A 14,760-nucleotide genomic window follows, 5' to 3' on the forward strand; every position below is an offset into this window, starting at 1 on the left:
GCACATGGCATCTTCACAGAACCCAGCATAGGGCTCCTACTTCCCCAATCGCGTAAAGGCCGTGGCTGCCGCTTCTTCGTTATTCGAGGCAGCGACCTTGCGCCAAAGCTCCATCGCCTCCCTTTCTCGGCCCAAACCCCACAAGGCCTCCGCCTCCACGAAGTCCACCCACGCGAGATCGTAATCGAAACCTTCGTTGGCCGCCGCAAATTCCCTCAGCCGCGCCGACGCCTCCAACGCCAGCTCCAAGTCATTCGCTCCCAGGGAACTCCACAAAAGCGTCACCAAAGTCCGGCCGCGAATCCCCGGAAATTCCGCCACCCGCTCGTCCGCCAGCACCGCCTCGGCTCCCGCCTTCGCCACCTCCTGCTTGCCCAAGCCGCGCTCCAGCTCCGCCAGCATGGCGGCAAACTTAAGGTTGCCCGGAAACCGCGCCGCCAGCTTGGCCATCTCGTCCCGCGAGGCCTGCCGATCCCCTTCCAGTTCCATGCGGATCGCCGCAAGGTAATACCCTGCGTCCACCTTGCAAAAGAGCCCACCTTCGCCCGCCTCCTTCATGTAGCGCAATCCCAGCTCCCAATCCCCCTTGAAACGCATCAAAAAGGCCAGCGGCTTCAAGTAGCCCGGCGTACGCGACAAATAACAGTTTTGCATGCCGAGCGGCAGTTTCGCGTCGTGGTAATCCGGATACTCCACCACCAACTTACGCATGGTTTTCAGGCTGGAGCGCGACTTCCAAAACGCCGCCCACCAGCGATGGTGGTCCACGTAGTAGATCACCTGCATCAGCTCCACCATCGCCACCGCGAATCGGGCGTCCGGATCCTCGGGATGCTCCTTCAAGTACGCTTTCGCCTCCTCCAAGGCTTCCTCCGCCCGTTCCTCGAACGCCTGCTTCAGCTCCTCGTCCCACGCCTTGTAGTTCTGCATCCAATACAAGTAGCCTGCCTCCAAAACTCCCGGCACCGGCGACTCCGGAAACGCCTCCGCCAGGGAGGCAATTTCCGCTTCCGTTTCCGGATCCATGGAATAGCCCATCTCCAGCACCCGCTCGATGCGCCACCGGTCCACGTCCACGAAACGATCAGCGTCCGCCCCAGCATTACCGCCTAAGGTAAACAAAACGAACAAGAGCAAGCTGCGAAAAGGGAACATAGGGCAAGCAGATGTGATACCGCTCCCTTTGTCCAGCTCCCCGCCCTTCTGTTCCCGATCTGCCCTTTCCTCATTCGTGAGAATGCCAAAACCAGTCTCGCCCCTAGCTTTCCCCGCGAACGCAGCGTAGAGTATACAAAAACCCAAAACAGAAAGCTATGCGATCCCCCCGAAACATCGTCACCCTTGCAATCGCCTTTGGCGGCATCCTCAGTTCCGCAGCCCCGCTCCAACTCAACGAACAGGAATACCTCGAAACCCAAGGACTCAACGTCATGCTAGCCCACGACTACTATCCCGAGGGTCACCAGGGCGGCGTCAGCATCATCCAAAACGGTCTCCGCGTCGCCACCAATGGCGACCTGCGACTCGACCGCACTCCAGGACAGTGGGATCCTATTCCTGCCAAGATCGGCGAACGCAGGGTCGATCCCCAAACCGGACGCATTTCCTGCCGTTTCCAGTTCCCCGACGAATCCAAGAACCGCAAGGGATTCAACCCCATCGAGTATCCAGATCTTGAATTCGCCTACACACTCAGCATCGAGCCGGCGGAGGGAACATCCTTCACGGTGACAGTCGACCTCGACGAAAGGCTTCCCTCCAAGTGGGACGGCCAAGTCTCATTCATGCTGGAGCTCTTCCCTGGATTTCTCTTCGGCAAGACCTACCTCACTGACGAGGGGGACTCCGGCTATTTTCCTCGCCAAGCCAATGGACCCGGCCGCTTCGACGAAACGGGCGAATATCAAATCGACTCCCTCGCGAAATCGAAATCCCTTTCCATCGCCCCCGAGTCAGACGCCCAACGCATGATCATCGAAAGCGTGGTCGGCAGCGAGCTCGAGCTAGTCGACGGGCGTGGTCTGCACGACAACGGTTGGTTCATCGTGCGAGCAACCCTCGAAAAGGGAGCCGTTAAAAACGCCCTGCAATGGAAGCTCTCGCCTAACGTCATTGAAAACTGGACACGCGATCCCGTAATCCAAGTTTCCCAAGTCGGCTACCATCCCGTCCAGCAAAAGTTCGCCGTAGTCGAACTCGACAAGCACGACGCCCAACGCCCCGATCTCGAGCTCAAACGCCTCCATTCGGACGGTACCCTCGAGACCGTCACGGACACTACAATCGAGGAATGGGGTCGCTTCCTGCGCTACGACTACCTGCGCCTCGACTTCAGCGAAATCAAAACTCCCGGCTCCTACCTCGTCACCTACGGCAAACAACGCAGCCGCCCTTTCCGCATCGCGAGCGACGTCTTCGACCGCCACGTCTGGCAACCGACCCTCGAATACTTCCTGCCTGCCCAGATGTGCCACGTGCGCGTCAACGACCGCTACCGCGTTTGGCACGGAGCCTGCCATCTCGACGACGCCCGGCTCGCTCCTCTCGACCACAACCACTTCGACGGCTATATCCAAGGTTCGGATACAAGAACTACTTACCAACCCGGTGGTCACGTACCCGGCCTCAATCGCGGCGGCTGGCACGACGCGGGCGACGACGACCTACGCATCGAATCGCAAGCTGGCACCATCCTCGGCCTCGTGCACGCCTATGAAGCGTTCGGCCAAGACTACGACAATACGACCATCGATCAAGAGAGTCTCACCGTCGAAATCCACCAGCCCGACGGCAAGCCCGACTTACTCCAGCAAATCGAGCACGGGACCCTTTCCGTTGCCGCGGGCTACCGCGAGCTCGGAGTATTCTACCGCGGCATCATCAACCCCACCCTTCGCCAATACGTCATGCTCGGCGACACGATGAACATGACAGACAATGTACCATTCGACCCCAGCGTATCGGATCATCAACTACCTGAAATCGGGCAAGGCATTCCCGGATCGCCCGACGACCGCTGGGTGTTCACCACCCGCCGCTCCGCTCGCCACGAGCTCATAGGCGCGGCGGGCCTCGCCGCAGCAGCCCGCGCCTTGAAAGGCTTCAACCCAGAACTCGCCGCCGAGTCCCTCCGCTACGCGGAAGCCTCATGGGATAAGATCGAGGTAGACGAGGTCGGCCAAAAAGTGCCCCTGGCCACGGAGCTTTTTCTCGCGACCAACGACCCTCAATACCTCCGCTTCATCGTGGAGCAAGTCGACTACGTCGCTGCCCACTTCGCCCAAATCGGGTGGGAGCTGTGCCGCATCCTTCCCAGCGTCAACGATTCGAAGTTTAAAACCGCCATACGCTCCGCCGCCGAAACGCATGCCCGACGCATCCGCGAGGCGGAACGCGAAACGCCCTACGGCGTTCCCTACCAGCCCGGAATTTGGGGCGCGGGCTGGGGCATCCAAAGCTTCGGAGCCAAGCAGTACCACTTACATAAGGCCTTTCCCGACCTCTACTCGCGCGACCTCATGCTCAATGCCCTCAACTTCGTGCTCGGCTGCCATCCAGGATCGAACACGGCCTCATTCGTCTCCGGAGTCGGGGCGGAATCGCTCACCGTCGCCTACGGCCTCAATCGAGCCGACTGGTCTTACATCCCCGGCGGCAGCGCTTCCGGAACCGCCCTCATTCGCCCCGACTATCCGGAGCTGCTGACATGGCCCTTCCTGTGGCAACAAACTGAATACGTCCTTGGAGGCGGCACCACCGACTACCTCTTCCTCGCCCAAGCGGCAGCGAGCATTTTCGACGCGGAGTAGCTCTGGAGGGACGAGCTCCACCTCGTCCGCGGAACCGCAGGAAGCCAATGCCTCCACAAAAAAAGGCGAACCGCCCTCGAGCCGTCCACCTTTTGAGAATAGTTGTCTTGTCTCCTTGAAGGGAGCCTAGTTAGCGCCCGCGGCCAAAGCGGGGTAGCGAGCCATCACCGTTTCCACGCTTTTCGCGAAACCGGAACGGGCCGCTTCGAGGCTGTTCACGAAGTCGTCGGCCGTAAGCGTCTCGATATCGTCCTCGATGTGGGCGAGCAGGTTGGCGACTTGGGTAAAACCGAAGTTGCTGGCCGAGCCCTTGAGCTTGTGCGACTCCTTGGCGATCACCGCGCGATCCGTGCTGAACTCAGCTGCGTCGATTTTGCCAAACTGGCCATTGCCGTCTTCCACGAACTCATGGAAAAGCTCCGCCATGTCCTCGTCGAATTCGTCTTCTTCCTCGCCAAAGATCATTTCCAACTGTTCCCAGTCGATAAGTTCTGAGTCGCTCATTTTCTAATGCTTCCTGATTTGCTGTTGGGATTGTAGTGACCAATCGTGGGATTGTCTCGATCCAGCCTCCTTAGCCGCCGATACGACGATTGCCGTAACCAAGCTTGGACTCAATCGCTTTCTTCACGCCTTTCTTGCCGGGAGTAACGTCCCCCACGAGCCCTTGAGCCTTGGCGAAACCCTCGCGCAAAGCCAAAACCACCTTCTGGTACTCGTCCTTGCTCAGGTGCAGCAAGGCGATGAGCAGCGGATCCGGACCGGGCATGGCAACGCCGCCGAGGCCATCGTCGATGATGGTGCCGATCATGCGCTTGGCGAAGGAGATGAGGCAGGCCATACGCTCATGGTTGCCCGCTTCCGACGGCTCGAACTGGTTGTAGACCGGGACCACGATCTCGTCGGAGAAGCCCCAGCGACGCATCACCGAAGCCCCCACCTTTGCGTGGTTGAGGCCAAAAATTTCCATCTCTTCGGAAGCGATCGCCACGTCCTCCGGGAGCGAGTTCTGGAAGGCGACCTGCTGACCCCGCTTCGAAAGCTCCTTCTCGATGAAGACCATGCCGATGCCGTGCAAGAGACCAATGGTGTAGGCTACGCCTGGATCTTCGCCGTACTTGCGAGCGAGGCGCTCCATGGCAAGGGCGCAAGCCACCGAGCGACGCCAGAATTGCCCCGGCCCGAGCGCGTAGGTCTCCAGCGGCTTGGCCATGATGTCCGAAAAGGCCAGCATGGTAAGGATCTGGTAAACGTCGTTAAAGCCCAGCTGCATGATCGCGTCGTCGATCGAGTCGATGTGGTAGCCGGGATTGAAGTAGGCGCTGTTGGCCGTCTTCAAGATCATCGAACTGAGAGCCGCATCGAGGCGGATCATTTCGCGGATCTCGTCCGGGTTCGTATTGCAGTCAGAAACCATCGCCTGCAGCTGAGGCAAAATCTGTGGCGCGACCGACATCTCCTCCAGGTCGCATACGAGCTCTTCTACATTTAATGGGTAGTTGATCATAGTAGGCCGAAAATAGTTCGTTCTCAATCATCGACCCGTGAGCCGTAAAGTTGAGCAATTCACCCGATGATTTATTCGGGGAGGAGACCGCAGCGCCCTGCGCCGCAATCACCCCGTGGCCGACCCTCGCATGTGAACCTAGAGTAAAATACTCAAATTCCTTCGGCCAATGCCTAAACTCCGCTACTCAGAAACCGATAGTTCAAGACGTGAAAACACGAATAGAAATCCAATTGAACGAAGACGAGTGGTCCATGTTGAACGCCGCGGCCGACAGCATCCAATCCTCCCCAGAGGAGCTAGCGCGCATCTCGCTGATGCAACGCTGCATGGTAATGTCGGTCGACGACGAGATTTGCGACAGCACCCGCGGCATGGTCGGGCACGCATTCTCTCTCAACTAGACCGCAACTCCGACTTCTCCATCTCGAGCGCCTCTAAAACCCCCGTTCGCGAGGCAGCGCCAGCCACGCTTCGTCCTTTGGACTCGCCAAGCTACCGCAGCTGTAAAAGTTTCAGCGCCGAAGCCCAATCGGTGTGAAACGCTACCTCCCCCATTTTCTTGCAGCCCTCTTCTTCTTCTCCCTGCTCGCCAGCAAGTTTGACGCGCAACACGGGTTCAGCGAGCTCGCCGGCTTCGGGCAAGACTACGACCGGCCCCAGATACCCGCGCTAAGGGAACTGGAAATTTACGAAAAGCCAGATTCCACCGGCTACGACGGACAGTTCTACGTCCAAATCGCCCTCGATCCCACCCTCTCCGACCCCGCCCTCGCGGAAGCCGTCGACCACCCGTCCTACCGGGCCCGCCGCATTCTCCAGCCAGCCTTCGCCTACGCCCTAGGATTCGGACAGCCCTGGCTCATCCTGCAAATCCACTCTTTGCTCAACGTCGCCAGCCTCGCCCTCTGCGGCATCCTGCTCCTGCGCTGGCTCCCGGCCGTCAGCTGGGAAAACTTCGCCCGCTGGGCCGCCTGCATCTTTTCCATGGGCGCCCTCGAAAGCGTGCGCTACTCCCTCGCCGACCTCCCTGCCACCACCCTGGCACTCGCCACCATCGCCCTGCTCGACAGCACGCGCGGCAAGCTCGCCGTGGCGGCTAACGCTCTCGCCGCCCTGAGCAAGGAAACCTCCCTCATCAACGCGGCCACCTTCCTGTCGCCAAGCGAGAGCGAGCCTTCCACCTTCAAGAAACGCCTCCTGCACGGTTGCATTGCCGGAGCGATCGCCCTCGCAAGCCTCGGGCTTTGGATGCTCTACGTCTCTTCCGTCTTCCCTCTCACCGTCAACGCTTCCGACAACATCGGAATCCCCTTCGCCGGGATCTACCGCGGCCTCGCCGAATCTTTCCAAGAGCTCGCCGCCAGCGGTTTCTCCGACCGCTACTTTTTCCGCATCCTCGCCATCGCGGGCCTGCTCTTCCAATTCGCCTACCTGCTCGCCAAGCCTTCGCCCCGCAACCGCATTTGGACGCTCGGCATCCTCTACGGCTGCCTCTTCCTCACGCTTGGCGACGCCGTCTGGCGAGGCTACTGGGCAGGATGCCGCATCGCCCTGCCGCTCACCATCGCCTTCAACATCCTTCTCTCCTCCAAAAACAAAGCCTTTTTCTGGTCCTCCCTCGTCCTCAGCAACCTCACCGTGGCCCACGCCATCATCCGCTGGCTCTAGCAGCTTGTGGGTACCGAGCGAATGCGACACTCGAGCGAAGCGGAGACACGTGCTCTTGACGGGCATAGCTCGCCCGTCGAGCGAAGACTGTTGTCACGCGAAACCGTTTCCTTGAAACTGTCTTCGCCTTCCCGGACCTCTCCCCGCAGAACCTCTCCTCACGTGGCCGACAAGATCTCTAAAGCGAAACGCTCCTGGCTGATGTCCCGCGTCGCCAGCAAGCATACCAAGCCCGAGCGGCTGGTGCGCAGCCTGCTCCACCGTCTCGGCTACCGCTTCACCGTCAACGGCCCCAAAAACAAAAGCCTGCCCGGCCGCCCCGACATCGTTTTCCCTTCCCGCAAGATCGCCCTCTTCGTACACGGCTGCTTCTGGCACCGCCACCACGGCTGCAAAACCGCCACCACTCCCAAAAGCAACACCGCCTACTGGAACGCCAAGTTCGCCCGCAACGTCGAACGGGACTGCCAAACCGAAGCCGCCCTCCAACAAAAAGGCTGGCAAGTCATCGTCGTTTGGGAATGCGAGCTCAAGCAGCTCGAGCAACTGGCGGCCCGCCTCATCAATACCCTCCCGCGCGTCGATTCCCTCAACCTCCCCGAGGACATCGACGATAGCCAGCTCGTGGCCGAAACCCAAGCCGTCTACGCCTCCCGCCTATCAAAGTCTCGCTAATAAACGCCCCACAGTTGCCATTTCCCTCGTGAATGGCATTCGATGGTAAGCCTGAGCCGTTCCGCCACCGACCGCATGATCATCGCACCTTTGCCCAACGACGAATCAGACCGCATCGCGGCCCTGAAACGGTACCAAATCCTGGATACCGAAGCGGAGGAATTGTTCGATGACATCTCAAAGATCGCCGCGGCCATCTGCGACGTGCCCATCGCTCTCATTAGCCTGATCGACGAAGACCGCCAGTGGTTCAAATCAAAGGTCGGACTGGAGGCTACGGAAACGCCCCGCGAGTACGCCTTCTGCTCCCACGCCATCCTCCAACCGGGGGAGCTGCTCATCGTTCCAGACGCTAGCAAGGACCCACGCTTTTGCGACAATCCACTCGTGACCGGCGCTCCCGACATACGCTTCTACGCCGGTTCTCCCATTGTCACCAACGACCGCCAGGCCCTCGGAACCCTCTGCGTTATCGACTCAAAATCGAGACAGCTCACGGAGGCTCAAGCCGAAGCCCTCCGCCACCTCTCCAAACAAGTCTGCGCCAACCTGGAGCTCCGACTCGCCCGCAAAAAGCTCGAGCTGCTGAACGAAGCCAAGAACAAGTTCTTCTCCCTCATCGCCCACGACCTGCGCTCGCCCATCAACTCCATCCTCTCCATCGCCGAACTACTGGTCGATCCGAACTCCGGACTGAGCCCAGAAGACGAGGAACAATTCAAAAAACACCTCTACGCCAGCGCCCGCGTCACTTCTCAAACCGCAGAAAACCTGCTGAGCCTCATCCAGTTCGAGCAAGGCCGCTTCAGCTTCGAACCGCGCTCCCTCTCTGTCCGAGAAACCCTCTCCGCGTGCGAAGACTCGATTTCCGGATCCTGCAAGTCCAAGGGGATTCGCATCCTCACCTCCTGCAACCCCGATCTCGTCGCCTGGGCCGACTCGCGCTTGCTGCAGTCGATCGTGCAAAACCTGCTTTCAAACGCTGTAAAGTTCTCCCACCTTTCCGGAAAAATCCTGCTCAACGCCCGCAGCGACGGAGAAACGGTCACCATCACTGTGCAAGACTTCGGACAAGGGATTAAGCCCAAAGCCCTCGACCTTCTCTTCGACTACACGTCCAGCTACAGCACCAGCGGGACCGCAGGCGAACACGGCTCCGGACTCGGACTCGCCCTTTGCAAACAGTTCTCTCAACGACTCGGCGGGGATCTCGTATTGGAATCCGAATACGGAAAAGGCACAACCGCCACCCTCACGATTCCAGCAAAAGAGTAACGCTTTCGAAAGGTTCGGAGCTCGCGCCATTGCGCGCGGGCTCGATACCTCCACGCGAAGCCTACCTGCCCGCGAACTCCTTAGCCAAGGTCAGGCGGTGGATCTTCGCATTGTGCCGCACGTCCACCGGAAACCCTTTGTGCAAGAAGAAATGGCGGATATCAGCCGTCACTTCACATGCCGCAGCTAGAGAGCGAACCTCCCTTAGCAAGGCCTGCTCTTCGTCACTAGACTTTGGATACATTCCCGCAAAAGGCTCCAGCACCAGAGCCGGAACCACCTGCCCGTCGGTCTCGTAGCGAATCAAGGCAGAGCGAAAGATCTTCTCATGCACATTCACCACGCCTTCGCATCGGTCCGTGTAGAAGACGCCATCCACCGTTTCCACCCGTTCCACCTTGCGGCCGCAGAACCACAAACGTCCATCCGCGTCGATGTATCCAAGATCTCCGATACGATGCCAAACCCGCTCGCCATCGACGATCTTGGAAAGACGCGTCGCTTCCGGCAACTGGTCGTAGGCCTTGGTCACGCTCGGCCCCGTCACCACGATCTCTCCAATTTCGCCCGCAGGAAGCGCTCGCTGCAAGTCGCCTACCTCCATGGCCTCGTCCTTCAACGGGAGAATCCGCGCCTCCACGCCTTCCAAGATTCTTCCCACGCACGTTCCCTCTCCCCGAGCCGAGCGTTCCGCTGCGATTTCGAGCACCTCGTCGTCCACCACCGAGGAAACTGGTAACACCTCAGTCGCGCCATACGGAGAGTGTACGTGCCCGTTCGTCAAGATGCGCTTAAACCGTTTCATCAAAGTCGGGGGCACCGGAGCCCCCGCCATCAAAATTCGCTTCAAGCTGGGAAGCTCGATGTCATGGGAATCGCAATACACGCCAATCTTAGCCCAAAGCGCCGGCGAGCCAAACGAGTTCGTAACCCCGCATTGCTGGATGGCTTGCACGATCTTCTGCGGGTCGACGGTAGCCGGCTTACTGGGGTTGATCTCTGGCACCACCGTGGTCATGCCTAAAGCTGGGTTGAAGAGCGCGAAAATCGGCAGCATGGGAAGGTCAACCTCTCCCGGTTCGATTTGGTACTGCCGGCGAATGGCCTCTACCTGAGCTTCGAACATGCCGTGCTCGTAGCAAACGCCTTTGGGAGCGCCCGTCGAGCCGGAGGTGAACAGCACCGCCGCCAAGTCGTCGCGCTGGGTATCAGCAGCCGCCTCTTCCGCAAAGCCGCTCGCCACCCGATCGAGCGGGCCGCCTACCTTCACCTTTGCCCGCACACTGCGAAACGACTTTCTGAATACACGCGAAACCCAAACGGCTAGCGAGATACCCACCAAAAACTCTGGCTGGGAGCGGCGCACGCAGTTAAGAAAGCTCTTCAAGCCCATGCCCGGATCGATCACCACCGGCACGGCCCCTATCTTGAAAAGGGCAAAACAGATCGCGATCAACGGCAAGCCGGGCTTCACCATCAGCAGCACACGAGATCCTTTGCCGATCCCCTTGGCGCGTAAGCGTCTCGCCCATTCGTTCTGCTCGGCCGCCAGCTCGCGGAAGCTCAAGCGAAGGTAGTCGATTTTCCCGTGGCTGTCGCGGCCCCGCGGCACCATCAAGGCGGCGACTTCAGATTGCGTCTGCGCCTTCTCGTCCAGAAAGCGGGATACGTTGACCACCGTCATTGATTTTCAACTACAATTGACCTACGGCTGCGCCTTCAGATCCTCGAGGCAAGGTCCGAGCAATTCTTGCTGCCACGGCAGGAAGCCGCTCAGGTCGTCAGGATCCCGCGCCACTTGAGCCACTTGGCTGCGCGTCGCAATCAAAGTCGGGTCAATGGCAAGTTCCTTCGAAAGCTTGTCGCGAAAGGCCTTCACCGTGTCCTGCCGATCCAGCTCCTGCTGCGAAAGCGGCGCCCGACGTTCCGGGCGCGGCGGACGTTGCGGCAAGGTTTCCACGTCCCGCGAGGCGCCTTGCTTGAGCGCATCCTTCAAGCCTTGGCGAGCGCGGCGCTGGATCCCCTGCGGAAGCCCCTCGAAGACGAACTCCCAGTTTCCTTCGGAGACGCCTTCTGCCAAAGCAATGATATAGTCGTTGCCAAGCACCTTGAAGGGCGGGCGATCCAAGCGCTTGGCCAAGTTTTGGCGCCAGTGCCACAGTTCGTAGACCGCCGCCTGCCCGCGCTCGTCCAATCGGTCCGACCTGGAGATGCGCCAAGAGTTCTCGTCGTTGCGCGGGAAGCCGCTCTTGGCGATGCGGATCTGGTTGTTGCAACGCTGCTCCAACCACGACTCCCGTCCAAGCTCGCGAATACGAGCCATCAGCTTGTCGCGCAGCTCGTGCAAGTAGAGCACGTCCGTCGCGGCGTACTTGAGCATTTTCGGCGTCAAGGGTCGCTGCGACCAGTCGCTCTTTTGGCTGTCCTTGGGAATTTTCACCCCGAAATTTTCCTCCAGCAGCGCCGCCAGCCCGATCCGCTTGATGCCGAGCAACTGGGAGGCGAGCATGGAGTCGAAGAGACTATTGGCCTCGAACTGGCAAAACTCCTCGAAGAGGCGCAGGTCGAAATCGCTGCCGTGCATGATCAAATGCAGCCCGGACAGGATCTTCCAAAAACGCTCCAGATCGAGGTCTGCCGTGACGTCCAGCAGGTAGATCGTTTTGTCGAAACGCAGCTGCAGCAGGCAGAGCTTGGTCTCGAAGTGATGCAGGTTGTCCGCCTCGCTATCGAGGGCGACCTCCGTTTCGCCAGCGAGATGGTCGCACAGCTTTTCCAAGTCGATCTGCTTGTCTACGTAGATAAATCCGTCTTCGTCCATACCGGGAGTGTCAGTCGTTCCAACCCACGAGAAACGCGTCCACCAACTCCGGCAGATCTTCGCTGTAGCCGCCTTCAAGCAAGGCCATGGTCGGCGTTTTGCTCGCCGCCATCCATTGGCCAAGGATCTTGAAATCGTTCATGCGCAAACTCATCTGGGTAATAGGGTCGTGTTCATAGGCATCGAAGCCCGCGGATACAAGAACGAGTTCTGGCTCAAAACTCAGGACCTCCCGCCAAGATTCCTGCAAGGTCTTCAGGTGCTCCGCCGGATCGCACTCCGGAGCCACCGGATAATTGCGGCAATTTCCCCGGGAAACCGTACCCGTTCCGGGATAGCAAGGCACTTGGTGGGCCGATACGTACAAGGCTCCCGCCACTCCCCACAGAAGCGCCTCGGTACCGTTGCCATGATGCGCGTCAAAATCCCAAACCGCCACCCGCGAAACACCGTTGGCCAAAGCCGCCCGAGCGCAAATCGCGGCGTGGTTGAGATAACAGAACCCCATCGCCTGCTCGCGTTCCGCGTGGTGCCCCGGCGGACGCATCAAGGAAAAGGCCTTTTGCCCCTCCAAGGCCGCCATCATCGCCGCCAACGACGCTCCGCAGGCAAGGCTGGCGATCTCGTAAATCCCGTTATAGTAGGCCGTATCCGAGTCAAAATGCTCCGCCACCTGCAAACGCTCCAGATGGGCGACCGAGTGGGCTCTCAACAAGTCCGCCTCCACGGCCGCCTCGAAGGTCGGCCATTCCCATTGCGGGTGACGGGCCCGCAACAAGGCCGCCGTCTCCTTCACGCGAGCGGGACATTCGGGATGTCCGGGAGACTCGTAGGCGATGCAACGCTCGTCGGAAAAGATCAGCATGCCGAAAAACCTGCACCGTTTCCGCCCAAATTGCAATGAGCAGGTCACCGCCCCGGCCCCTCTACAGCTTTTCGACCACTCCCTGCAGAAGCGTCCCCCTTCCTGATCCCACAAAAAAGCCCGACGCCTGATCAGGCGTCGGGCTGCGAAGAAATAGTATCCGCTTAATGGAGTCGGACAGCCGACTAGTAAACGTCGCGGCCGTAGCGGCGTTCCTTGGTCATCTGCTTCACGTAGGCGATGGCGTCTTCTTCGCTCTTCTTGCCGTGCTCCTGCACGATGTCGATGAGAGCTTGGTTGACGTCCTTGGCCATACGGGATGCGTCGCCGCACACGTAGAAGTAAGCGCCCTTGTCGAGCCATTCCCAGAGCTCCGCCCCGTTTTCGCGCATGCGATCCTGGACGTAAATCTTTTCGGGTTGGTCGCGGCTGAAAGCGAGGTCCAGCTTGGTGAGCACTCCCTTCTTGAGATAGTCCTGCCACTCGGTCTGGTAGAGGAAGTCGTAGGTGTAGCGCTGGTCGCCGAAGAAGAGCCAGTTTTCTCCCTTGGCTCCCGTCGCCGCGCGCTCTTCCACGAAGGCGCGGAAGGGAGCGATACCGGTGCCGGGGCCCACCATGATGATCGGCGTGCTGGGATCGGCGGGGAGCTTGAAGTTCTTGTTGCTGTGGAAATAGATACCGGCCTTGGTCCCTTCCTTCCAACTGTCGGCGATAAAGGTCGAGCACACGCCCTTCTTCTTGCGGCCGAAGGCTTCGTAGCGAACCGCTCCTACCGTGAGGTGCACTTCGTTCGGGTGAGCCGAGATGGCGGAAGCGATGGAGTACAAGCGCGGCGAGAGCGGACGCAGCAAGGAGACCCAGTCTCCGGCGCGCAGCGAGGACGGGTATTCCTTGACCAAGTCCACGATGTCGCGGCCCCAAGCCCAGTCTTTCACCGCATCGCGATCCTCCGCCATCTTGAGCAGGTCCTTGTGATCGCAGGCCTTGGCGTACTTCTTGAGGATGACCGTATTGATCGTACGCAGGTCCAAGTGCTTGCGCAGCACTTCGCCGAAGGGCACCGAGAGGTCGTCCTTGAAGGAAACGTTTTCGCGAGCCTTGAGCTTGGCCGCTTCCAGGAACTCCTCCACCAGGTCGTCTGCGTTTTCTGGAATCACTCCCAGAGCGTCGCCCGGCTCGTAGGTGAGGCCCGAGCCTTCGAGAGAGATTTCCGCGTGGATGGTTTCCTTGGCTGAGCCCGTTCCGTTGAGGTTGATGCTGGTGAGCATCTCGGCCTGGAACGGATTCGACTTGCTGTAGGCCGGAGCCATGGGAGCCGCCACCGCAGGTCCGCTCGGAAACGCGATCGTAGCTGCTCCGGCCGCCGGCTTGGCGATTTCCTTGAGCTTGGCGATAGCGCCGTTCGCCCAACCACTGTAGGGAGCTTCGAACTCCACGTCGCACTCCACGCGGTCGTAGATGCGGGTACCGCCGAGCTCTTCGAGTCGCTTGTCGAACTCCTTGGCCATCTGGTTGAATTGCGTGTAGGAGCTGTCGCCGAGACCGAGCACGGAGAAGTTCACCCCGTCGAGCTTCACAGCCTTCTCGGCCATGATCGCATCGTAAAAATCGGAAGCGCGGGACGGCGGCTCGCCTTCGCCCCAAGTGCTGACCAGCACCAGCAGGTTTTCCGCCTTGGCCAAATCCGCCAGCTTAGCGTCGGCCATGTCGACGACCTTGCACTTGAAGCCTTCCGCGGAAGCGGAATCCTTCACGCGGTCGGCGAGCCCTTCGGCATTGCCCGACTCGGAGCCAAAGAGAATCGTCAAGGGAGCGGAACCGCCCGCGGCTGCGGGAACGCCCGCGCCTTGGCCGAAACCTTGCTCGCCAGCGACGAGTCCGGCGAAAAAGCCCTTGAGCCAGGCGGCTTGCTGGGCATTTGCCGAGCCGAGAACCGAGTTCAGCGCAGCTGCCTGCTCCGGAGCAAAAGGAGCGTCGGCAGGAATGATTTGAATAGGCGTGTTGCTCATAAGCGTAAATTAGTCCGTCAAGCTTGGTAGCGCTAGAGCGGCTACCGGAAAATCCTGTCAGCAGGAGCCTTACCAAATGTAGGCGCAAACGGCGAAATCGACCGACAGGGAGGGCAGTAAGAAAGGCA

General features: G+C 59.8%; 12 protein-coding genes. 5 read left to right on the forward strand and 7 right to left on the reverse strand.

Annotation, left to right across the window (positions count from 1 at the left end):
- Nucleotides 1–36: 36 nt before the first annotated feature.
- Nucleotides 37–1,155, reverse strand: a complete 1,119-nt coding sequence (locus tag IEN85_RS14875) for a hypothetical protein (protein ID WP_191617891.1) — start codon at nt 1,153–1,155, stop codon at nt 37–39.
- Nucleotides 1,156–1,313: 158 nt separating this feature from the next.
- On the opposite strand from IEN85_RS14875, the gene IEN85_RS14880 reads away from it, so the two are divergent.
- Nucleotides 1,314–3,809, forward strand: a complete 2,496-nt coding sequence (locus tag IEN85_RS14880) for a glycoside hydrolase family 9 protein (protein ID WP_191617892.1) — start codon at nt 1,314–1,316, stop codon at nt 3,807–3,809.
- A gap of 126 nt (nt 3,810–3,935) precedes the next feature.
- Here IEN85_RS14880 and IEN85_RS14885 read toward each other — a convergent pair whose 3' ends face one another.
- Together IEN85_RS14885 and IEN85_RS14890 are read right to left on the reverse strand one after the other, a co-directional pair.
- Entirely contained in the window at nt 3,936–4,313 is a 378-nt protein-coding gene (locus tag IEN85_RS14885) for an Hpt domain-containing protein (protein WP_191617893.1), read from the reverse strand.
- Between the two features lie 70 nt (nt 4,314–4,383).
- Nucleotides 4,384–5,316, reverse strand: coding sequence for an HDOD domain-containing protein (locus IEN85_RS14890; RefSeq protein WP_191617894.1), 933 nt, complete (start codon nt 5,314–5,316; stop codon nt 4,384–4,386).
- 209 nt (nt 5,317–5,525) lie between these two features.
- On the opposite strand from IEN85_RS14890, the gene IEN85_RS14895 reads away from it, so the two are divergent.
- The 4 genes from IEN85_RS14895 (at nt 5,526) to IEN85_RS14910 (ending at nt 8,937) form a co-directional block, all read left to right on the forward strand.
- Nucleotides 5,526–5,720: a hypothetical protein gene (locus IEN85_RS14895; protein WP_191617895.1), complete on the forward strand. Its 195-nt coding sequence runs from the start codon at nt 5,526–5,528 to the stop codon at nt 5,718–5,720.
- A gap of 133 nt (nt 5,721–5,853) precedes the next feature.
- Nucleotides 5,854–6,987, forward strand: coding sequence for a hypothetical protein (locus IEN85_RS14900; protein WP_191617896.1), 1,134 nt, complete (start codon nt 5,854–5,856; stop codon nt 6,985–6,987).
- Nucleotides 6,988–7,149: 162 nt separating this feature from the next.
- Nucleotides 7,150–7,662: a very short patch repair endonuclease gene (locus tag IEN85_RS14905; protein ID WP_318186627.1), complete on the forward strand. Its 513-nt coding sequence runs from the start codon at nt 7,150–7,152 to the stop codon at nt 7,660–7,662.
- A gap of 75 nt (nt 7,663–7,737) precedes the next feature.
- Complete coding sequence (locus IEN85_RS14910; protein WP_191617898.1) at nt 7,738–8,937, forward strand: GAF domain-containing sensor histidine kinase; 1,200 nt, start codon at nt 7,738–7,740, stop codon at nt 8,935–8,937.
- A 61-nt stretch (nt 8,938–8,998) separates the two neighbouring features.
- On the opposite strand, the gene IEN85_RS14915 is transcribed toward IEN85_RS14910, so the two are convergent.
- The 4 genes from IEN85_RS14915 to IEN85_RS14930 all read right to left on the reverse strand — a co-directional run bounded on the left by IEN85_RS14915 (nt 8,999) and on the right by IEN85_RS14930 (nt 14,632).
- On the reverse strand, nt 8,999–10,621 hold the full coding sequence (locus tag IEN85_RS14915; RefSeq protein WP_191617899.1) for a fatty acid CoA ligase family protein: 1,623 nt from the start codon (nt 10,619–10,621) through the stop codon (nt 8,999–9,001).
- Nucleotides 10,622–10,642: 21 nt separating this feature from the next.
- The gene (locus IEN85_RS14920) at nt 10,643–11,758 is read right to left on the reverse strand and encodes a ribonuclease D (RefSeq protein WP_191617900.1); all 1,116 of its coding nucleotides are present in this window, start codon (nt 11,756–11,758) and stop codon (nt 10,643–10,645) included.
- Nucleotides 11,759–11,768: 10 nt separating this feature from the next.
- Nucleotides 11,769–12,623 carry a histone deacetylase family protein gene (locus IEN85_RS14925; protein WP_191617901.1) on the reverse strand — a complete coding sequence of 285 codons (855 nt, stop codon included), beginning with the start codon at nt 12,621–12,623 and terminating at the stop codon, nt 11,769–11,771.
- Nucleotides 12,624–12,808: 185 nt separating this feature from the next.
- Nucleotides 12,809–14,632 carry an assimilatory sulfite reductase (NADPH) flavoprotein subunit gene (locus IEN85_RS14930; RefSeq protein ID WP_191617902.1) on the reverse strand — a complete coding sequence of 608 codons (1,824 nt, stop codon included), beginning with the start codon at nt 14,630–14,632 and terminating at the stop codon, nt 12,809–12,811.
- Nucleotides 14,633–14,760 lie beyond the last annotated feature (128 nt).

The sequence above is a fragment of the Pelagicoccus enzymogenes genome (assembly GCF_014803405.1).
Taxonomy (GTDB): Bacteria; Verrucomicrobiota; Verrucomicrobiia; order Opitutales; family Opitutaceae; genus Pelagicoccus; species Pelagicoccus enzymogenes.

What these genes read in the sequence shown, in the direction of transcription:
- IEN85_RS14875 (WP_191617891.1), bottom strand. Translation starts at nt 1,155, where the DNA reads ATGTTCCCTTTTCGCAGCTTGCTCTTGTTCGTTTTGTTTACCTTAGGC.
- IEN85_RS14880 (WP_191617892.1), top strand. Translation starts at nt 1,314, where the DNA reads ATGCGATCCCCCCGAAACATCGTCACCCTTGCAATCGCCTTTGGCGGC.
- IEN85_RS14885 (WP_191617893.1), bottom strand. Translation starts at nt 4,313, where the DNA reads ATGAGCGACTCAGAACTTATCGACTGGGAACAGTTGGAAATGATCTTT.
- IEN85_RS14890 (WP_191617894.1), bottom strand. Translation starts at nt 5,316, where the DNA reads ATGATCAACTACCCATTAAATGTAGAAGAGCTCGTATGCGACCTGGAG.
- IEN85_RS14910 (WP_191617898.1), top strand. Translation starts at nt 7,738, where the DNA reads ATGATCATCGCACCTTTGCCCAACGACGAATCAGACCGCATCGCGGCC.
- IEN85_RS14915 (WP_191617899.1), bottom strand. Translation starts at nt 10,621, where the DNA reads ATGACGGTGGTCAACGTATCCCGCTTTCTGGACGAGAAGGCGCAGACG.
- IEN85_RS14920 (WP_191617900.1), bottom strand. Translation starts at nt 11,758, where the DNA reads ATGGACGAAGACGGATTTATCTACGTAGACAAGCAGATCGACTTGGAA.
- IEN85_RS14925 (WP_191617901.1), bottom strand. Translation starts at nt 12,623, where the DNA reads ATGCTGATCTTTTCCGACGAGCGTTGCATCGCCTACGAGTCTCCCGGA.
- IEN85_RS14930 (WP_191617902.1), bottom strand. Translation starts at nt 14,632, where the DNA reads ATGAGCAACACGCCTATTCAAATCATTCCTGCCGACGCTCCTTTTGCT.